This is a genomic window from Lentzea sp. CC55, from assembly GCF_021056325.1.
Lineage (GTDB): Bacteria > Actinomycetota > Actinomycetes > Mycobacteriales > Pseudonocardiaceae > Lentzea > Lentzea jiangxiensis.
This window is the reverse complement of the sequence record NZ_JAJCXE010000022.1, coordinates 221,979-242,159: the sequence shown is the minus strand read 5'-3', so window position 1 is coordinate 242,159 and position 20,181 is coordinate 221,979. Positions and strand designations below refer to the sequence as shown.

17 protein-coding genes, 1 tRNA gene and 1 riboswitch are annotated in these 20,181 nt (G+C 70.1%); of the genes, 17 read left to right on the top strand and 1 reads right to left on the bottom strand.

Annotation, left to right across the window (positions count from 1 at the left end; all coding sequences use genetic code 11):
• Positions 1-72: 72 nt before the first annotated feature.
• From L6E10_RS16935 to L6E10_RS16905, 7 genes are all read left to right on the top strand, one after another.
• Positions 73-843 (top strand): hypothetical protein, encoded by a 771-nt coding sequence (locus tag L6E10_RS16935; RefSeq protein ID WP_236220469.1) that lies wholly within the window; start codon positions 73-75, stop codon positions 841-843.
• 59 nt (positions 844-902) lie between these two features.
• A tRNA-Ala gene (locus L6E10_RS16930) sits at positions 903-975 on the top strand.
• Between the two features lie 263 nt (positions 976-1,238).
• The gene (locus L6E10_RS16925; protein WP_236220468.1) at positions 1,239-1,991 is read left to right on the top strand and encodes a hypothetical protein; all 753 of its coding nucleotides are present in this window, start codon (positions 1,239-1,241) and stop codon (positions 1,989-1,991) included.
• A 92-nt stretch (positions 1,992-2,083) separates the two neighbouring features.
• Entirely contained in the window at positions 2,084-2,458 is a 375-nt protein-coding gene (locus L6E10_RS16920) for a cupin domain-containing protein (protein ID WP_236220467.1), read from the top strand.
• A gap of 195 nt (positions 2,459-2,653) precedes the next feature.
• Positions 2,654-3,082 (top strand): hypothetical protein, encoded by a 429-nt coding sequence (locus L6E10_RS16915; RefSeq protein ID WP_236220466.1) that lies wholly within the window; start codon positions 2,654-2,656, stop codon positions 3,080-3,082.
• Between the two features lie 217 nt (positions 3,083-3,299).
• Positions 3,300-5,294, top strand: coding sequence for a serine/threonine-protein kinase (locus L6E10_RS16910; RefSeq protein ID WP_236220465.1), 1,995 nt, complete (start codon positions 3,300-3,302; stop codon positions 5,292-5,294).
• Positions 5,295-5,395: 101 nt separating this feature from the next.
• Entirely contained in the window at positions 5,396-6,796 is a 1,401-nt protein-coding gene (locus L6E10_RS16905; protein WP_236220464.1) for a hypothetical protein, read from the top strand.
• A gap of 329 nt (positions 6,797-7,125) precedes the next feature.
• On the opposite strand, the gene L6E10_RS16900 is transcribed toward L6E10_RS16905, so the two are convergent.
• On the bottom strand, positions 7,126-8,664 hold the full coding sequence (locus tag L6E10_RS16900; RefSeq protein WP_236220463.1) for a dolichyl-phosphate-mannose--protein mannosyltransferase: 1,539 nt from the start codon (positions 8,662-8,664) through the stop codon (positions 7,126-7,128).
• A 24-nt stretch (positions 8,665-8,688) separates the two neighbouring features.
• On the opposite strand from L6E10_RS16900, the gene rsmI reads away from it, so the two are divergent.
• From rsmI to L6E10_RS16850, 10 genes are all read left to right on the top strand, one after another.
• Entirely contained in the window at positions 8,689-9,534 is an 846-nt protein-coding gene (gene rsmI, locus L6E10_RS16895) for a 16S rRNA (cytidine(1402)-2'-O)-methyltransferase (RefSeq protein ID WP_236220462.1), read from the top strand.
• Between the two features lie 66 nt (positions 9,535-9,600).
• Positions 9,601-11,394 (top strand): methionine--tRNA ligase, encoded by a 1,794-nt coding sequence (metG, locus tag L6E10_RS16890; protein ID WP_236220461.1) that lies wholly within the window; start codon positions 9,601-9,603, stop codon positions 11,392-11,394.
• On the top strand, positions 11,394-12,215 hold the full coding sequence (locus L6E10_RS16885; protein ID WP_236220460.1) for a TatD family hydrolase: 822 nt from the start codon (positions 11,394-11,396) through the stop codon (positions 12,213-12,215). The genes metG and L6E10_RS16885 overlap by 1 nt, the downstream gene beginning before the upstream one ends.
• Positions 12,216-12,517: 302 nt before the next feature.
• Complete coding sequence (locus L6E10_RS16880; protein WP_236220459.1) at positions 12,518-13,927, top strand: resuscitation-promoting factor; 1,410 nt, start codon at positions 12,518-12,520, stop codon at positions 13,925-13,927.
• A gap of 387 nt (positions 13,928-14,314) precedes the next feature.
• Positions 14,315-15,136 (top strand): 16S rRNA (adenine(1518)-N(6)/adenine(1519)-N(6))-dimethyltransferase RsmA, encoded by an 822-nt coding sequence (gene rsmA, locus L6E10_RS16875; protein WP_236221101.1) that lies wholly within the window; start codon positions 14,315-14,317, stop codon positions 15,134-15,136.
• An 88-nt stretch (positions 15,137-15,224) separates the two neighbouring features.
• Positions 15,225-15,318: riboswitch (SAM riboswitch) on the top strand.
• Between the two features lie 225 nt (positions 15,319-15,543).
• The gene (locus L6E10_RS16870) at positions 15,544-16,542 is read left to right on the top strand and encodes a methionine ABC transporter ATP-binding protein (protein ID WP_236220458.1); all 999 of its coding nucleotides are present in this window, start codon (positions 15,544-15,546) and stop codon (positions 16,540-16,542) included.
• Complete coding sequence (locus L6E10_RS16865; protein ID WP_090097274.1) at positions 16,539-17,222, top strand: methionine ABC transporter permease; 684 nt, start codon at positions 16,539-16,541, stop codon at positions 17,220-17,222. The genes L6E10_RS16870 and L6E10_RS16865 overlap by 4 nt, the downstream gene beginning before the upstream one ends.
• A gap of 28 nt (positions 17,223-17,250) precedes the next feature.
• Positions 17,251-18,054 carry a MetQ/NlpA family ABC transporter substrate-binding protein gene (locus L6E10_RS16860; protein ID WP_236220457.1) on the top strand — a complete coding sequence of 268 codons (804 nt, stop codon included), beginning with the start codon at positions 17,251-17,253 and terminating at the stop codon, positions 18,052-18,054.
• A gap of 57 nt (positions 18,055-18,111) precedes the next feature.
• The gene (locus L6E10_RS16855) at positions 18,112-19,074 is read left to right on the top strand and encodes a 4-(cytidine 5'-diphospho)-2-C-methyl-D-erythritol kinase (RefSeq protein ID WP_236220456.1); all 963 of its coding nucleotides are present in this window, start codon (positions 18,112-18,114) and stop codon (positions 19,072-19,074) included.
• A gap of 101 nt (positions 19,075-19,175) precedes the next feature.
• On the top strand, positions 19,176-20,165 hold the full coding sequence (locus L6E10_RS16850) for a hypothetical protein (RefSeq protein ID WP_236220455.1): 990 nt from the start codon (positions 19,176-19,178) through the stop codon (positions 20,163-20,165).
• The last annotated feature ends 16 nt before the right edge of the window (positions 20,166-20,181 follow it).

The following is a 20,181-nucleotide window of genomic DNA, read 5'->3' as shown; positions in this document are numbered from 1 at the left end:
CCGACACAGGTGTGACTGTTGTGACTAGCGTGGTGACAGCACCACGCGTGGGCCGGGGGAGGTGAACGGGGAATGCCGAGTTCGCTGATCATCGTTGCGCTGGTCGTTGCGTGGCTGGTGGTCCTCGTCCCCATGATGGCCCGCAAGCGCCAGGAGAGTGCGCGCAGCGTGGGGGAGGAGTACGACGCCATGCCCGACGCCGAGTACGACGACATCCACGACATCGACGACGACTACTTCGACGAGGAGGAGTACGTCGAACGCCCGTTCCGGCACGGCCGCGGTGGCTACGACCCCGAGGCCGCCGCGCTGGTGGCGCAGGCGAAGTACGCGCTCCGCCGCAGGGTGGTGGCGTTCCTGCTGATCGCCGCCGTGGTGACCGGGGTCGCCGCCGGGGTCTTCCACTCGAAGATCTGGTACGGCCACGCCGCGCTCGACGTGGTGCTCGTGGGCTACCTGACCTACCTGCGCCGGCAGGTGCGGATCGAGGAGGAGATCCGCGCACGCCGGCTCGCCCGCCTGCAGCAGGTGCGCCGCCGCCGTGCGACGGGCCCGCAGCAGCAGCAGCAGCAGCAGCAGCAGCAGGCCCCGATCGCCGTCGCCGCCACCGCCGGTGACGCCGACGGCGGTGCTGTCGTCGCCGAGCCCGTGCAGGCCGTCGCGGAGGCCGAGACCACCCAGGTCGAGGTCGTCGAGGACAAGCCCGCTCTGCCGCCGTTGCCGCGCTACGAACACCACGTGCGTCCGGGCACGATCCCGGTCGACTCCGACGACGAGGACCCGGTCTTCGTCGAGCTGGACGGCCTGGAGTCGCTGCGGTACCGGGGTGCCGTCGGCGCCTAGGAGGGGGTGGTGAAAACACCCCCTCGGGGACTGCTATAGTTCTCTCCGTAAGACCGCAAGGGGCTGTAGCACAGTTGGTAGCGCGTCTCGTTCGCATCGAGAAGGTCAGGGGTTCGATTCCCCTCAGCTCCACGCAGAGAAGGCTCGCACTCGCAAAGAGTGCGAGCCTTTTGCGTTCCGCGGTACTTTCCGGGGGCGATCCCCAGACCCCCGCGGGCTCAGGCGTTGTGCGCCTTCGTGATCTGTGCCGGAACAGGTCCTCGTAGCGAGAAGGCCGTCCACTGTGGAGTGGGCGGGCTTCTGCGTCGTCCGGGCGGCGGTGCGCTTCGACGCCGGTCGCGCATTCGCGGGAAACCCGATTCGTCCGGCTCCCTCCCGTCGGTACGTTCTGACGCGTGAACAACCTTGGGGGATCGAAAGCGCTGTTCGTCGTGGCGGTGGCTCTTGCCGCCGCCGGCTGCTCGCCGGAGCCGGTGACCGGGCAGGGCGACCAGCGGCCAGTCGTGCAGGAGAAGACGTTCGACGTCACGGGCTTCGGGAAGCTGAAGCCCGGCATGTCCAAACAGGACGCACTCGCCTCCGGTGAGCTCGCCGCCACCGGCGCGGGCAGGTCCGGCACGTGCGAGGACTACCGGTACCAGGGCGCGCCGGCGCGCGACGCTGAAGAGATGGCTGACGAAACGGCCGCGGAGCAGCAGTTGGAGGCCGCGCAGAAGGCCGCGGACGAGGCCGAGGCGGCGGTCGGTCCGATGCCGAACGCGAACGCGGGAGCCGCGGCCTTCGCTGCGCACGCGGCCAAGGCGGCCGCGTCCGCCGAGGCAGGTGCCAGGGCCGCCGAGCTGGCGGCGGCGTCCGCGCAGCGCAGCGCCAAGCGGGCCGAGGCGCGCGAGGCCAACGGTGGCGTGCTGTTCGCGGGCGACAGGATCCGCCTGCTGTTGCCGCCTCCCGGGGTGAAGTCGGCCAAGGGCATCGCGGCGGGGGCGACGGTCGACGACGTCAAGGCGGCGTACCCGGCCGTGCGGCAACGGGACGAGAAGACCTGGGACGTGCCGGTGCCCGACCAGCCCGGGACCGTCCTGAGCTTCCACTTCGCCGACGGCAAGCTCGTGACGTTCCTGCTCTTCAACGCCGACGCGAAGTGCGGCTGACCTGAACCACCCGGGCCGCCCGCCGTAATGCGGGCGGTCCGTTCGCCTATATAACGGCCGTAAGCCCGTTCGGCTCCCGAAAGGCTGTGCCCATGAGCGACGCGCCGCAGGACGAAGTGACAGTCCTGTCCGCTGAGGCCCTCGCCCAGTTGAAGTCGTTCCCGCTGCACGGCGATGAACGGTTGCAGAACAAGCTGCTGTGGAAGTCGCCCAACGGCGACACCATCGTCGGCCTGATCCGGATGGCACCGGGCGCGCGCGACGCCGGCCACAACCACCCCTCGGCGACGCAGCACACGTGGGTCATCGACGGCACGGTGAGCATCGGCGGCGTCGAGGCGACGGCGGGCTCCTACGCGTTCGTGCCTCCGGGCGTCGACCACGAGACCATCGCGGGCGACGAGCCGGTGACGATGTTCTACGTCTACCAGCCGTTCGCGCCGGAACACGACCACCACGACCACTGATTTCTCGCTCACCCATCTATGGGGTGAAGTTCGGTGAACAACGCGGCCGCCACAAATAGCTTTCTCTTCATGAGACCTGTGGTCGCCGCGTTATTACTCTTGGCCGTCACCTCCAGCGGAGCAGCGGCGTCCACCGCCGTCCCCGCCGCCCGGTGCACGGCCGCCCGTCCTGTCGTCTCCAGCACGGAGACAGCCGTGGAAGCGCGCGTTCTCACCGGCTGCACCGCCGGTGAGCTCGTCGTCTTCCGGGCGTCCCTGACCATGCGCGCCCACGGCACCGCCTGCACCGCGATCTCCGAAGAGCTCGAAGCGGACCCGGCCACCGAGCCGCAGTGGATCCGCACCCGCCTGGAACTGGCCTGCGCACCCGGTGAGAAGGGCCTGCTCGGCTCGCAGATCACCGTCGAGATGCGCGACCACCGGAACACCCGCGTCGCCTCCTACGGACTCGGCGACTCCCGCACGGAACGCGATCCGGCGGCGCAGCACCTGTGGACCGTCGAGTTCCTCGCGGGCCTCGGCGACCTGCCGGTGGCACCCGATCCGGCCGTGGAGTCGTCCGGTGGATCGGCGGGGCGGGGCAGTTCGCGCACCTTCTCCGACCACCGGGTTCTCGCCGGCTGACGTCCTTCTTCCCCGCGTTCGCCCGTGCTGCCTTCGATAACGAATCGTGCAGCCCGGGCGACTTCGGTCAACGGAGCCGTCCACAGCGACGTGTTAGTGCCAGGAGGCCGTACGCGAGCGGGACGGAGGTACAACGCAGTGATCAAGGAAAGGGTTGCTGTGGCGTCAACCGCAGACCGATCACGCACCGTAGGCTGACAAGGCGCCTAGGCTGGGGGTGATCTCGGAAGGGGTGGTGTACGTCGTGGGGCTCGCGGAGTCCTTGCTCACGTGGCTGCACGGCTTCGTGGGCGCGAGTGTCTGCCCCGGTGACTGGGTGTGGACCACGACGGCGCTCGGCGCGGTTCTCGGCTTGTTCCCGACGATCGGGGCGCTGCTGTCCATCGCGGTGCGCCGCGTCGTGGGCAACTCCTACGGTCCGGTGACGGGTGCGATCTTCACCGTGCTCGGCGTCGCCAGCTGCCTGGTGCTGCCGTGGCTCGTCATGCGCGGGACCGTGCAGGGGCTGGGCGGGCGCACCATCGCGGGGTCCGCGTCGCTGGACGAGGCCACCTGCTTCGGGACGTTCTCACAGGGCAGCTACCTGGTGGACGGGGCGCCGTCGATCGTCGGCGTGGTCCGGCAGCCGCTGGCGGAGCCGGTGTTCCTGGTCGCCGCGTGCATCACCGTCGTGCTGGCGCTGTTGTGCCTGCTGTTCGTCATGCTGCAGTCGGGGTCGGCGTTCCGGCTCGGGCCGAACTGGCCGCGCCGGGTCTTCTGGCCGATGTTCCTGGTACTGCTCGTGACGACGTCTGCGTTCCCCGTGACGTTGGTCGGGCACGTGCTCCTCGGGTTTCTGCCGATTGCGATAATCGGGTCAATCGTCGTGCGGATTTTCGGGTTGACTACCGCCATGCTGAACCGCCCCGGCCGCGACCGGTCCCAGGACCGGAACCCGCAGAGCTCGCCGCCACCGCAGCCGGTGGCGCGCACGCCGCAGCCCCAGCTCCCGCAGGGGCAGCCGCAGAAGAAGGCGCCGACGAAGCCGATCACGGCCGCGCAGCACCAGCCGCCGCACACCTCGTCGCAGAAGCCGCCGCCGTACCAGCCGGCGAACGTGCCGAAGTACCAGCCGGCGCCGATGAACCGGCCGATGCGTCCCGTGACGCACCCGCAGCCCCAGCCCCAGAACCAGCCGCCCAAGCAGTACCCGCCGACCCGCGTCGCCGAGGTGCTGCCGCAGCCGGCACCGCCGCAGCCGTCGAACCCGGCGGTGCTCGCGGACACGCCGGGGCCGCTGCCGTTCGGACCGGGTGCGGCCAACGCCGAGTCGCCCGCGCCGGTGCAGAAGTCGGGCAAGGTCTGGAACCCCGGCAACGGCCGCTTCCGCCGCGTCCGCCAGCTCGGCTCCGGCGGCTTCGGCACGGTCTGGCTGGCCGTCGACGAGCAGCTCGACCGCACGGTCGCGGTGAAGCTCGCGCACGCCCCGGACAACGAGACCGAGGCGCGCATGCTCCGCGAGGCCCGCGCGCTCGCCGCGGTCCGCCACCCGAACTGCGTGCGCGTGTTCGACATCGTCCAGGACCCGGACGGCCTCGCCCTGGTCATGGAGTACATCGAGGGCGCCTCGCTGTCCGAGACGGTCCTGAAGAACGGCCTGATCGACGACAAGCTCGCCGCCCGCCTCTGGCTGAACATGGCCGACGCGCTGGCGGCGGCCCACGACCGGGGCGTGCTGCACCGCGACGTCAAGCCGTCCAACGTGATCGTCGACGGCCAGGGCACCGCGCACCTGATCGACTTCGGCATCGCCCGCTCCAAGGGCGACAGCACCCTCACGGCCACGGGCATGATGGTCGGCACCCCGGACTTCCTCGCCCCGGAAACGGCGCGGGGCGAGACGGCCTCGCCGGCCTCGGACTCCTGGCAGCTGGCCGCGACGGTCTCCTACGCCCTGACGGGCCACCCGCCGCGCGGTTCGCGGGAGAACCCGATCTCCTCGCTGATGGCCGCGGCCCAGGGCGAGCCGATCACCAAGCTGCCGCAGAACAGCGCGCACGCCCGCCTGCTCCTCGCGGCGATGGACCCGGAACCGCACCGCCGTCCGACGCTCGCGCAGGTGCGGGGCCAGCTCGCGCAGTTCCTCGACCAGCAGGGGATGAGCAAGGAGGGCCCGGTGACGAAGATGATCACCAAGCCGGGACCGCCTCCCACGAAGCACATGCCGATGTAGGCGAACGGGTGAAGACCTCGCACGGTGGCTAACGGTCGTCAAAGGGTCAACGACGACAGCGTTGCCTCCTGACCGCAACGCCGCCATGCGAGGGGAACTCGATGACCGCTGAAGAGAGCTGGCACGCCGCACGCCTGATCCCGACCTCGGGCATCAACGGTGCCGAGGAGCAGGAACGGCGGGCGACGTCGGCGTTGCTGGCGGTCATGTCGGCGGTGCGCGAGTTCGGGCGTGCGCTGACCCAGCCGCTGGGTGCCCCGGCCGCCGCGGTGCAGACGTTCATCGAGGTCCCGTTCGAGCTCGACGGGCGCAAGCTCATCCCGGACGGCCTGGTCCGGGTCACGCGCGGGCAGCGGTCGTGGACCGCGCTGGTCGAGGTGAAGACCGGCTCCAACGAGCTCCAGGTGGAGCAGCTCGAGAACTACCTCGACATCGCGGCGAGGTTCGGCTTCGACGCCGTCATCACGATCTCGAACGAGATCTCGCCCATGCCGGGCCGGCACCCGGCCGCCGTGGACCGCAGGAAGCTCAAGAAGGTCGCGCTCCACCACTGGTCGTGGAGCGAGGTGCTCTGCGAAGCCGTGGTGCAGAAGGAACACCGCGGGGTGGCCGACCCCGACCAGGCGTGGGTCCTCGGCGAGCTGATCCGGTACCTCGAACACCCCCGGTCGGGCGCGATGGCGTTCGAGGACATGGGGCCGTCGTGGGTGCCGGTGCGGGACGCGGTGGAGGCCCGCACGCTGCGGTCGACGGACAAGACCGCACCCGACGTCGTGCTCCGGTTCGAGGCGCTGCTGCGTTTCGCCGGGTTGCAGCTCGGCCGGCGGCTCGGCACCGACGTCACGCCCGCCCTGTCCCGCAAGGAGCTCGCCGAGCCGCAGGTCCGCCTCTCCCGGCAGGTCGCGCAGCTCGTCGGCGACGGCAGGCTGTCCGGCGGCGTCCGCATCCCCGACACCGTCGGGACGCTCCAGGTCACCGCCGATCTGAGAGCGGGCAGGGTGATCTGCGGTGTGGACGTGGACGGGCCCAGGGAGGGACGTCCCGCCACGCGGGTCAACTGGCTTCTCCGGCAGTTGAAGAACGCGCCCGACTCCGTCCGCCTGGAGGCGTTCGTCGCGCACGGCAGGGGTGCGGGTGCGTCGGAGCTGCTCGGCGCCGTCCGGGCGAACCCCGCGCTGCTGATCGCCGACCCGCAGAAGGAGATCCGCGGGTTCCGCGTGGAGATCTCCGCGCCGATGGGGACGAAGCGGGGCACCGGGCGCAACTCGTTCATCGACTCCGTGCTGAACGCGGTCTCGACGTTCTACGAGGAGATCATGCAGAACCTCAAGCCGTGGTCCGCCACGCCGCCGAAGATCAGGGCGGAGGCCTCGTTCGTGCCGCCCGCCGACGTTCCGGTGGCGCTCGTGTCGACGGCTCCTTCGTCGCAGGACGGGCCCGAGCTGGTGCAGGCGCGGGAAGCCCCCGCCGACGTGTCGCCGCCCGTCCCGCAAGGGGCCTAGGCGAACCGGGTGAACGTGGAACCGGCCCGTAACGGCGGTTCACCGTTCAACGATCTGAGCCGTGGTCCACCCGGAAAGCCCCGGCATCTCACGGGATGCCCAGCGAAGAGTGGTGAGGCGGTTTCCGCCGATCGCCTCACCACTCACCTTGGTCCGGATGGCCGAATCCGCTTGCGCGCCAGCAAGAACACCCCGGCGGCACCCGCGACGACCAGTCCCACGACCCACACGGGCAAGGACTTCCCGCGCCACCGTCCCCGACGAGAAGCTCAGCCCGGTCGAGCCGGCGTCTCCGGAGAACGGGTGGCGGCGAGGGAGGGTGCTGGAGATCAGCGCCAGCTGGGCAGCCACAGCTGCTGCTGCCACATCTCCGGCGTGATCGGGTTGCCGTTCAGGATCGGCCACAGCCACACGAAGTTCGCCACGACGATGCCGACGTACAGCGCCACGGCCAGCAGACCCGTGCCGCGGCGTTCGGCGCCCGCGGACGAACGGCCGAGGACCTCGCCCAGCGCCAGCACGATCAGCAGCACTAGGAACGGCGCCATCGGCGTGACGTAGAAGAAGTACATCTGCCGGTCGAGGTTCAGGAACCACGGCAGCAGGCCCGCCGCGTAGCCGACCAGGACGCCGGCGTAGCGCCAGTCCATCCGGCCGACGGTGCGGAAGATCGCCCAGCCGATCACCGGGAACGCGAGCCACCACATGGCGGGCGTGCCGATCAGCATGATCGCGCCGAGGCACGACGCAGCGCCGCAGCCGGTGACGGTGTTGTCGTAGTAGTAGAGCATCGGACGCAGGCCCATCGGCCACGTCCACGGCTTGGACTCCCACGGGTGCCTGTTGGTCTCCGAGGTGACCAGCTCGACGTGGAACTTGTAGACGTTCTTCGCGTTGTACCAGAGCGACTGCAGGACGTCCGGGATGTAGCCGACGTCCTGGACCTTGCTGCCGACCACGTGCCGGTCGATGCCGGTCTCGCTGGCCATCCACGGGAACCACGTCGTGACGTAGACGAGCACCGGGATCGCGACCAGGCCGCCGAGCGACGGCAGCACGTCCTTGACCAGGGCGCCCAGCCACGGCTGTTCGACGCCCGCGGCCCGGCGCGCCAGCGCGCTCCAGACGACCGTCAGCAGGCCGAAGGCCGCGATGTACCAGATGCCCGACCACTTGATGCCGCACGCCAGACCGAGGCACACGCCCGCGCCGAAGCGCCACCAGCGGAAGCCGAGCCACGGCCCGAACGCCGAGTTGGTGACGAAGCCCTCGCGCACGGCGACGGCCAGCCGCGCCCGCACCTGTTCGCGGTCGACCACCAGACAGCCGAACGCGGCCACGACGAACAGCGCCAGGAAGATGTCGAGCATGCCCATCCGCGACTGGACGTGCGAGACGCCGTCCGCGATGAGCAGGACGCCCGCCAGCGCGCCGAGCAGGTCGGACCGGGTCAGGCGGCGCGCGATGCGGACGATCAGCAGGATCGTGATCGCACCGGCGAGCGCCGAGGCGAACCGCCAGCCGAGGCCGTCGTAGCCGAAGAGCTCCTGGCCGATGGCCATCAGCTGCTTCGACAGCGGCGGGTGCACGATCAGCTCGTAGCCCGGGTTGTCCTCGTAGCCGCCGTTGCGCAGCACCTGCGCCGTCTGCGGCACGTAGTGCTTCTCGTCGAAGATCGGCGTGCCCTTGTCCGTCGGATAGCCGACGTTCCAGAAGCGCACGACGGCACCGATCAGCGTCACGACGGCCGTCATGAGCCACCCGCGCATCCGGTCTCCGGACGGAGGCGGGTCGAGTGCGGCCGCACGATCCGTGCGCGGCTCCTCGACGACGACGGGCGCCTCTCCTGGCTGCACGAGGACTGTCACGTCGCCGATCGTAGGGTGAAGCCTGTGAGTCCTGTATCCGGTTCAGGCCGTCTTGTTCTGGCGGCCACCCCGCTCGGCGACATCCGCGACGCCTCCGCACGGCTGGTCGAGGCCCTGGAGACCGCCGACGTGATCGCCGCGGAAGACACCCGCCGGCTGCACAGCCTGGCCGCCGCGCTGCAGGTCAAGCCGTCCGGGCGGGTGATCAGCTTCTACGACCAGAACGAGGTCGGACGCCTTCCGGGGCTGATCGAGTCGCTGCACGGCGGCGAGACCGTGCTGCTCGTGACGGACGCCGGGATGCCGTCGGTTTCCGATCCCGGCTACCGGCTGGTCGCCGCGTGCGTCGAGCAGGACATCACGGTCACGTGCCTGCCGGGGCCGTCCGCGGTGACGACGGCGCTCGCCCTGTCCGGCCTGCCGAGCGACAGGTTCGCGTTCGACGGCTTCCCGCCGCGCAAGTCCGGCGAGCGCAGGCGCTGGTTCGCCCCGCTGGCCACCGAGCAGCGCACCGTCGTCTTCTTCGAGGCCCCCCACCGGCTCGCGGACACCCTCCGGGACGCCGTCGAGGTGCTCGGTCCCGACCGCCGCGCCGCCGTGTGCCGCGAGCTCACGAAGAAGTACGAGGAGGTCGTCCGCGGCACGCTGGGCGAGCTCGCCGAGTGGGCCGTGGAAGGCGCACGCGGCGAGATCACCGTCGTGCTCGGTCCCGCACCCGCGCAGGAGAAGCCCGACCTCGACGCGCTCGTCGCCGAGGTGAAGCAGCGCGTCGCGGACGGGGAGCGGATGAAGTCGGCCGCCGCCGAGGTCGCGGAGGCGGCCGGGATCAGCAAGAAGACCCTCTACGACGCGGCGGTCAGGTCGAGCTGACGCGCGCGCCGGGAGCTTCTCCCACTCGGTGGAAACCGCCTGGCACCGCCTCCGTAGGCTATGCGCATGAGTGCCTCCGTACTGACCGCGGTGGCCTGGCCTTACGCCAACGGCCCCAGGCACATCGGTCACGTCTCCGGTTTCGGTGTCCCGTCCGACGTCTTCTCCCGCTACATGCGAATGTCCGGACACCGGGTGCTCATGGTCAGCGGCACGGACGAGCACGGCACGCCCATCCAGGTGCAGGCCGAGAAGGAAGGGCTCACCGCCCGCGAGCTCGCCGACAAGTACAACCGCGTCATCGCCTCCGACCTCCAGGGCCTCGGCCTGTCCTACGACCTCTTCACCCGCACGACCACCGGCAACCACTACCAGGTCGTGCAGGACCTGTTCTCCGCGCTGTGGAAGAACGGCTACGTCGTCCCCAAGACGGAGATGGGCGCCATCAGCCCGTCGACCGGCCGCACGCTGCCCGACCGCTACATCGAGGGCACCTGCCCGATCTGCGGCTACGACGGCGCGCGCGGCGACCAGTGCGACAACTGCGGCAACCAGCTCGACCCGGTCGACCTGAAGAACCCGCGCTCGCGGATCAACGGCGAGGTCCCGAAGTTCATCGAGACCGAGCACCTGTTCCTCGACCTGCCCTCGTTCATCGACTCGCTCGGCTCGTGGATGTCCACGCGCACCGAGTGGCGCCCGAACGTGCTCAAGTTCTCGCAGAACCTCATCTCCGACCTGCGTCCGCGCGCCATCACCCGCGACCTCGACTGGGGTGTGCCGATCCCGCTCGACGGGTGGAGCGACCAGCCGATGAAGCGGTTCTACGTGTGGTTCGACGCGGTGATCGGGTACCTGAGCGCCTCGGTGGAGTGGGCCCGCCGTTCCGGCGACGACGACGCCTGGAAGGAGTTCTGGACCGGTGACGCCCAGGGCTACTACTTCATGGGCAAGGACAACATCGTCTTCCACTCGCTGATCTGGCCGTCGCTGCTGCTCGGGCAGAACGGCGCGGGCGACAAGGGCGGCGAGCCCGGCCGGTTCGGCACGCTGAACCTGCCGACCGAGGTCGTGTCGTCGGAGTACCTGACGATGAGCGGCTCGAAGTTCTCCACCTCGCGCGGCACCGTGATCTACGTCGGCGACTTCCTGAAGGAGTTCGGGCCGGACGCGCTGCGGTACTTCATCTCCGTCGCGGGTCCCGAGAACCAGGACACCGACTTCACCTGGGAGGAGTTCGTCCGCCGGACGAACTACGAGCTGGCGAACGAGTGGGGCAACCTGGTCAACCGCTCGATCTCCATGGCGCACAAGAACGTCGGCGCCATCCCGAAGGCCACGGCCCTGACGCCCGCCGACCACGAGCTGCTCGCGCAGTCCAAGGCGGCGTTCGACACGGTCGGCGCGCACCTGCGCCGCTCCCGGTTCAAGCAGGCCTCCGGCGAGGCCATGCGCGTGATCTCGCTGGCGAACAAGTACCTGTCCGACCAGGAACCGTGGAAGCTCAAGGACGACCCGGAGCGCCGCGACTCGGTGCTGCACACGGCGCTGCAGGTGGTCCAGGACGCGAACACGCTGATGACGCCGTTCCTGCCGCACTCGGCGCAGAAGGTGCACGAGGCGTTGGGCGGCACGGGCGTGTGGGCCGCACAGCCGGAGATGACCGAGGTCGCCGACCTCGACGTCCCCGAGCGCTCGTACCCGGTGCTGACCGGTGACTACGCCGGCGAGCAGGCCAAGTGGGAGTCCACGCCGATCGAGGCCGGCCGCCCGCTGCAGAAGCCGTCGCCGCTGTTCGCGAAGCTCGACGCGAAGCTCGGCGAGGTCGGGCCCGAGTGGGCTCCGATCGTGACCGGCTAGTGGCGGAGAAGAAGGAACGACCGCCGGTGCCGGAAGCCCTTCCGGCACCGGTGATCGACGCCCACACGCACCTCGACGCGTGCGGCGCCGCCTCACCGGAAGACGTGGCGGTGCTGCTCGACCGCGCGAACGCCGCCGGCGTCTCGCACGTGGTCACCGTGGCGGACGACCTGGCCGCCGCCACGTGGGCCGCCGAAGCGTCCACTTGGGACCCTCGGGTCTACGCGGCGGTGGCCGTGCACCCGACGCGCACCTCGTCGTTCGGCGACGCGGAGAAGGCGGAACTGGAGCGGCTGGCCGTCCTGCCACGCGTGGTGGCGATCGGCGAGACCGGTCTCGACTACTACTGGGACTACTCGCCGCCGGCCGCTCAGCACGAGGCCTTCCGTTGGCACATCGACCTTTCCAAGCGCGTCGGGAAGCCGTTGATGATCCACGACCGGGACGCGCACGAGGACATCCTCAAGGTCCTCGACGCCGAAGGCGCACCGTCCACTGTGGTCTTCCACTGCTTCTCCGGCGACGCGGACTTCGCCCGGCGGTGCGTCGACGCCGGGTACGTGCTGTCGTTCGCCGGCCCGGTGACGTTCAGGAACGCCCGCGCGCTGCGGGAGGCGGCGGTGCTGGTGCCGCAGGACCAGTTGCTGGTCGAGACGGACGCGCCGTTCCTGACGCCGCACCCGTACCGGGGCCGTCCGAACGAACCCTATTGTGTGAATTACACAGTTCGGGATCTTGCCACTCTCCGTGGCGAAGATCTTGCCGAACTCTGCTCCGCCGTCACCCGTACCGCTCAACGAGTGTTCGGGCTCGCCCCCTGAATGTGACTTGGAGCAAACGGAGTACAGGGTTCCTACCTCCACGGGTGACTGAGGTCACAACATCGGTAGGGGTGTTTGCGCAACGTGCTTTGCCCCGTTACTGTCCCGTGACCGTGCCACCTGAATCGACGTTGTCGGTTCGGTGCACGCCCGCAGTCGGGGCGGGACCGAAGCCAGAAGCGACAAGCAGCGAGACCACGTAGGAGGAGTTGCCGGGAACCTTCGAGCTCCAACTCGAATGATCTTGTCAACGCCAACTGTGCGGTGGCCTCACAGCTTCCGCAATGGAGGTATCGACCCTGATGTCCGGTAGCGACAGAACTGCCGCTCCTTACGACTTCGACGAGGACACCGACTGGTTCACGCCGGTCGGGGGCACCGCGGTTGGCGTCGTCGATCCCCACCCGAGCTTTCCCGCCGGTGCGCTGACCATCACGCCCGCGGACGTGCTCGAGGTGCTCGGCCCGGACGCGGACGACCTGCTCGCCTCGGCCAACGTCGACGTCGACGAGCTGATCCGTCTCATCAACGCCGAGACGACGATCATGCCGCCCCTCGTCCTCCCGTCGGAGGAAGAGGAGAAGAGCGACCCGCAGTTGCTCGTCAAGGCCGCCACGAACTGGAAGCGCCGCTTCCTCAAGGGCGCGGTCGCCGCTGTCCTCGTGTCGATCTCCGGCGGCGGCGTGACCGCCATGGCGATGGACAAGTCGCTGACCGTCGAGGTCGACGGCGCGCTGCAGACCGTCCACTCCTACGAGGGCACGGTCGGCGAGGTCCTGGCGGAGGAAGGGATCGTCGTCGGTGAGCACGACGCCCTGTCCCCGTCGCTGAACGCCCCGATCTCCGACGGCGGCAAGATCAGCCTCGACCGCGGCCGCCTGCTCAAGATGAGCGTCGACGGCCAGGCCCGCGAGGACTGGGTCCGCTCCGTCACCGTCGAGGAAGCCGCCAAGCAGCTCGGCGTGAACCTCGAAGGCGCGTGGATGTCCGCGCCCGGCTCGCAGGACGTGCCGCTCGAGGGCATGAACCTCGAGGTCAAGACCAGCAAGACCATCAAGCTGTTCGACGGCGCGAACCCGGTCCGCGAGGTCAAGACCACCGCCCTCACCGTCGACGAGCTGCTGAAGTCCGAGAACCTCTCCCTCGGCCCCGAGGACGCCGTCTCGTCCGGCGCCGACGTGAAGCTCGCCACCGGCGCCGAGGTCTACATCTCCCGCACCGGCGTCACGGTCGTCAACGTGACCGAGCCGGTCGCCGCGCCGGTCGAGAAGACCAACGACCCGAACATGAACGCGGGCGAGCAGAAGGTCGTCGACCCCGGCGCCGCCGGCGAGCAGATCTCCCAGTACCGCGTGACCGTGAAGAACGGCAAGGAGATCAGCCGCGAGAAGCTGGGCAGCAAGGTCACCAAGGAGCCGAAGCCCAAGAAGATCGTCGTGGGCACCAAGCCCCTCGCCGGCGGTGAGGTCTGGGACCGCCTCGCCAAGTGTGAAGCGGGCGGCAACTGGGCCATCAACACCGGCAACGGCTACTACGGCGGCCTGCAGTTCAACAAGAGCACCTGGGACGCCTACGGTGGCGCGGCCTTCGCCGCCTACCCGCACCAGGCGACGCGCGAACAGCAGATCGCCATCGCCACCAAGCTCCGCGACGGCCGCGGCGGCACGTACTCGGCGTGGCCAGGCTGCCGCGCCAAGCTCGGCCTGCCGTAGACCCGCGTCGCCTCCCCGTCCCCCGCACGAAGGCCGTCCTGGTTCGCCAGGGCGGCCTTCGCGGTTCCGCCCACCCGTGCCCGCGGGCGGGGTTGGCGGTGCGAAGGGCTTGGTGCGGGGAGGCTCGCACAAGGGTCCGCTCGAATTCGGCGTCCCCGCGACCGAACGTACTCGGTGGGTCTGACAGTTCCGGGGTGGTGCAACGGCGGGGCAGCGGGCGAAGCCGCTCGAGGCGACCAGCCCGCTGGAACAGGCGCCCTCCGCCCCGAGCCGACCCGCGTGCCGCCCGCCCCGAGTTGACCCGCGCGCCAGCCCTCTCACCCAACTCGCCCGGGCGAGGGGTGACCGGGCCCCGGGCCAGGAGCCTGAGAGAATGCCCGGGTGAGCCTGCTGGGACCCGCCGAAGTCCGCCGTCTAACCGCCGAACTGGGCATCCGCCCGACCAAGAAGCTGGGCCAGAACTTCGTGCACGACCCCAACACGGTTCGCAAGATCGTCGCAGCGGCCGGCCTGACCGAGGACGACGTCGTCCTGGAGGTCGGTCCGGGCCTGGGCAGCCTCACCCTCGCGCTGCTCCCCAGCGCCAGCCAGGTCGTCGCGGTGGAGATCGACCCGCCCCTGGCGCGGAGGCTTCCCCAGACCGTCGCGGAGATGGACCCGGAGAACGCGGGCAAGTTGCACGTGGTCCTCGAGGACGCCATGAAAGTCACCCAAGAAGACCTGCCGGTGCAACCCACCGCGATCGTCGCCAACCTCCCGTACAACGTCGCGGTCCCTGTGGTCCTCCACCTCCTGGCCGAACTCCCGAGCCTCCGGAAGGGCCTTGTCATGGTCCAGGCGGAGGTGGCCGACCGCATGGCCGCGAAGCCCGGGAGCAAGATCTACGGCGTCCCCAGCGTGAAGCTCGCCTGGTACGCCGAGGCGAAGAAGGCCGGCGCGATCGGCAAGAACGTGTTCTGGCCCGCGCCCAACGTCGACTCCGGGCTGGTGTGGTTCCAGCGCCACGAAAAGCCGTTGTCCACTGTGGACCGCAAGAAGCTCTTCGCGGTCGTCGACGCCGCGTTCGCGCAACGTCGCAAGACCCTCCGGGCCGCCCTCCGCGGGCACACCGCGAACGTCGACGAGGTGCTCGCCAAGGCGGGTGTCGACCCGCAGCTCCGGGGCGAGCAGCTGACGGTGATCGACTTCATCCGGATCGCCGAGGTCTAGGCCGGGGATCCTTCGGCCAACAGTGTGATCTGTCGAACGAATCGGATTCTGGCTTGCGCAACCGAACGTCCGTCCGGTTGACTGCTACTTGCCATCCGGAGCGACTGAGAGACCTGGCTCTACGACGTCGCAGCAACCACCCGCTGGATGCGGGCAGGTGCTAACGCCAGGACCGATGGAGGAGCACCATGGGTACCGTGCGAATGCTGACGCGCCGTCGAGTCGTCGACCAGTGCCGTCGCACCGCTTCTGCATGTCGTCGCCACCTCGTCTAGGGCGCCTTCTCAAAGTCCTCTGACGCGCACTCGATCGCAGAGTGGCGCACACACCTGAGCAGCAAACTTCGACCGCGCACGTCCGCGAACACCAGCGGACGAGGTGCCGTCGCGCGCAGCCGTGGAGCAGAAGTGATCACTGTCGAAAACCTCACCAAGTCCTTCCAGGGCGTCAGCGCCCTCAACGGCGTGACCCTCGACGTCGAGGCCGGCACCGTGCTCGGCGTCGTCGGCCCCAGTGGTGCCGGCAAGTCGACGCTCGCCCGCTGCGTCGCGCTGCTGGAGCGTCCCGACTCCGGGGCGATCCGCGTCGACGGCACCGACATCACGAGCCTCGACGGGTCGGCGCTGCGTGCCGCCCGCCGCCAGATCGGCGTCGTGCCGCAGGGGGACTCGCTGCTCCGCCAGCGCACCGCGGCCGGCAACATCGCGCTCCCGCTCGAATCCGCCGGCGTGCCGGGACCGCAGCGGCGCACCCGTGTCGGTGAGCTGCTGGACCTCGTCGGGCTGACCGACAAGGCCGGCGCCTACCCCGACCAGCTGTCCGGCGGGCAGCGCCAGCGCATCGCCGTGGCGCGCGCCCTCGCCGCCAACCCGTCCGTGCTCCTCGCCGACGAGCCCACTTCCGCCCTGGACCCGGAGACCACCGGTTCCGTGCTGACGGTGCTCGACCGTGCGCGCGCTGAGCTCGGTGTGACCGTGCTCGTCGTCACGCACGACATGGGCGTGGTCCGGAAGATCTGCGATGACGTCGCCGTGCTGGAGCAGGGCCGCGTCGTCGAACACGGCAAGGTGCTCGACCTGGTCAACGACCCGATCAGCCGCACGAGCAGCGCCCTGCTGCCCGCCGTCGACCTGAACCCGATCAACGAGAGCAGCTACGACCGCGTCGCGGACGTCGTGCTCGTCGGGTTCGCCGCGGTCGGCGCGCTGCTGCCCGAGGCCGCGCACCGGTTCGGGGTCGAGCTCAACATCGTCGGCGGTGGCTTGACGCGTCTCGGGGAGACCCCGGTCGCGCGCTTCCGCCTGGGGCTGAACGGCGAACGTTCCGACTCCGCTCTCGAGTGGATCGGCGAGGCCGGAGGCGCTGTGCAGAGGTCCCTGAAGGGGCCGCAGGGAGTAGCTGCGTGAGGTCTGCAACACCCTGGTCCGACGTCGTCGCGTACCTCGTCGAGGCCACCGGGGAAACGCTCTACATGGTCGGCGTCTCCACAGTCATCGCAACACTGCTGGGAGTTCCCGTAGGTGTCTGGCTGCAGCTCACCGCCAAGGGCGGGCTGCGGCCGAACGCCGCGGTGCACAGGGTTCTGAGCTTCGTCACCGACCTCGGTCGCTCGATGCCGTTCATCGTGCTGCTCGTCGCGCTCACGTCGGTCACCCGGCTGATCGTCGGCGGTTCCATCGGCAGCACGGCGGTCATCGTGCCGCTGGCCGTGGGAGCGATCCCGTTCGTCGGGCGGCTGGTGCAGAACATCCTGTCCGAGGTGCACGTGACCGTGGTCGAGGCCGCGATCACCACGGGCGCCTCGACGTTGAAGATCGTGCGCAGCGTGCTGATCCGCGAGTCGATGCCCGCGCTGATCAACGCCATCGGCGTCACCGTGATCGCCCTCATCGGGTACTCGGCGATGGCGGGCGTGATCGGGGGCGGTGGCCTCGGCGACCTCGCGATCCGCGAGGGCTACCAGCGCTTCAACGACCGGATCCTGTGGAGCACCGTGGCGTGGCTCGCCGTGCTCACCACCGTGATCCAGCTCGGTTTCACCCGTGCCGCCCGTGCGTCCGACCGGCGCCGGCACGCCTCCGTCTAGACCCGTAGCGATTCTCAAGAGGAACGTCATGCGTATTCGTGCTGCCCTGATCGCAGTTGCTTTGTCCGGTGTGGCTGCTTTGTCCGCTTGCTCATCCGGTGGTGGCTCGTCCGCCTCGGACACGCTGAAGGTCGGCGTCTCGCCGGTCCCGCACGCCCAGATCCTCGAGTACGTGGCCGACAACCTCGCCTCGTCGAAGGGGCTCAAGATCGAGGTCGTCGAGTTCACCGACTACGTGCAGCCGAACACGGCGCTGGTCGACGGGTCGCTCGACGCCAACTACTTCCAGACCGTGCCGTACCTGGAGACGTTCACCAAGGAGAGCGGCGCGAAGGTCGAGTGGGTCCAGCCGGTCCACGTCGAGCCGCTCGGCCTCTACTCGAAGAAGGCCAAGAAGCTCGACGAGCTGCAGAACGGCGCCAAGATCGCCGTCGCCAACGACGCCACGAACGAGGCCCGCGGCCTGAAGCTGCTGGAGGCGAACGGCCTCATCAAGCTCAAGGCCGTCGACCAGCCGACCGTGCGCGACATCGCGGAGAACCCCAAGAACCTGCAGTTCGTGCCGCTGGAGGCCGCTCAGCTGCCGCGTTCGCTGGAGGACACCGACGCCTCGGTCATCAACGGCAACTACGCCATCGACGCGGGCCTGAAGCCCGCCACCGACTCGCTCGCGCTGGAGAAGGCCGAGGGCAACCCCAACGCCAACGGCCTGGTGACGCGAACCGAGCTCAAGGACGACAAGCGCGTCAGGGACCTGGCGGAGCTCCTGGCGTCGCAGCAGGTCAAGGACTACATCAAGCAGACCTACAGCGGCTCGGTCATCCCGGTCTGACGGTGCTGCCGACCGGGGGAGGAGTCCGAGACCCCAGAACGCCCGTAGGCTGACGTGGTGCTCGCAGTCGTTCCACCCCCGGTCACGGTCCGCGTCCCGGCCAAGGTCAACCTGCACCTGGCCGTCGGTGACGTGCGCCCGGACGGCTACCACGACCTGGTGACGATCTTCCAGGCGCTGTCGCTGGTCGACGAGGTCACGGTCGCGGTCGCCGACGAGCCAGGCGTCGAGGTCCACGGGGAGGGTGCCGACCAGGTGCCCACCGGGGCCTCGAACCTCGCCTGGCGCGCGGTCCAGCTGCTCGCCGCGCACGTGGGCAAGGACCCGGACGACCCGAAGGTCCGCGTGGTCATCCGCAAGGCCATCCCGGTCGCGGGAGGCATGGCGGGGGGCAGCGCGGACGCCGCCGCGACGCTCGTGGGCCTGTCGTCGTTGTGGCGCCTCGACATCAGCCGCGACGAGCTGGCCGAACTGGCCGGGAAGCTCGGCGCGGACGTCCCGTTCGCCCTCTACGGCGGCACCGCGCTCGGCACCGGCCGCGGCGAGCGGATCGTGCCGGTGCTCGCCCGCCACCAGTTCCACTGGGTGCTGGCGTTCGACCGCCGTGGACTGTCCACTCCGGACGTCTTCGACGAGCTGGACCGCCTGCGCGCGGAGGGGGATCCGCCGCGCGTCGGCCCGGTCGAGGCCGTGCTGGAGGGGCTGTCCTCGGGAGACCCGCGCCAGCTCGCGCTGCTGCTCGGCAACGACCTGCAGGCCGCCGCGGTCTCGTTGCGGCCCAACCTGCGCCGCACGCTCCGCGCGGGCGTCGACGCGGGCGCGCTGGCCGGCATCGTGTCCGGCTCGGGCCCCACGACGGCGTTCCTGTGCGAAGACGGCGACACGGCCGTCCGGGTGGCCGCCGAGCTCGCCGGCGCGGGGGTGTGCCGGACGGTGCGCGTGGCGCACGGCCCGGTGCCCGGAGCGCGCGTGATCACGACCGAGGAACCGAAGCCCGCTCCGCCCGAGGTGCACGCCTAAGATCCTGTGGCGCCACGCGCGCCCCGGTGCGAAGCGCCCGTTCCAAACGGGGGCGATCTCGAATTCTCGGGGCGCGCGCGGCCCTGTCGCGGGGAGGCGATGTGGGCAGACGGCTCCGGCACGAGCTGTTCCGGATGGTCGTGTCGGACCTGGTCGGGAACCATCCGAACCTCCACCCCGACCGCCTCGGCCACTACGCCGGCCTGGTCCGCCGCAGCACGGTCGAGGACCCCGGGTGGACCGCCGCCCTGCTGCGCTGGACCCGTCACGACGCCGGACTCGCCTACACCGCGCACGCGGGCGCCGCCGAGTTCGTCGCGGCCCGCCTGGCGGCCGGCCTGCACGGCACCTCCCGCCAGGTGGTCGACTCCGTGCTCGCGGAGCCCAACGACCCCACCTGGTTGCTGAACTACTGGACCTACAGGCACGGCCGCGCACTTCCCAAGCCGCTCAAGCGCGGGATCGGCGACGCGGTCCGCCGCCTCTACACCGAGGAGTCGGTGCGCGACCACGACTTCGTCTTCATCAGCCTGCGGTTCGGCGACGTCCTGAACCGCGTGCACCCGAAGCCGGTGGACGAGCGCCAGTCCGCGCTGTTCCGCGCGATCCTCGACCGCCGCTACGACCCGAAGGCGCCGGAGTGCCGGCCGGTACCCCGGCCGCCCGCACCCGTGCCGCTGCCCCGGATCACCGGCCACACGCTCCTGCTGGTCGACCTCCACGCGGTCGAGCGGTACGGGTTCGAGGAGACCGTCGAGGCGGTGGTGCGCCGGTGCGACCGGGCCGAGGTCGTGCGGTTCCAGGGGTACGGGCTTCCCCACGACCGCCGGCGCCGCCAGCTGGAGGTCGTGCGCAAGCGCCTCCGGAGGCACGACAGGGTTCTCCTGGTCACCGAGGCGCAGCCCCTGGACGGGGAGCTGAGCGGTGCGGTGCCCGCTTACGTGCCACTGCACGTGTGGGACCTGGGCGAGCAGGACGCGGAGTGGGCGTCGGTGTCGAGGCACCGCTACCGCCACCGCGGCGACCCGGCGGGCGCACCGCGGGCGTTGTCCCTGTTCGAGGCTGGTGAACAGGGGCTTTGGCCCTGGTAGGTAGCCTTCAACAGGC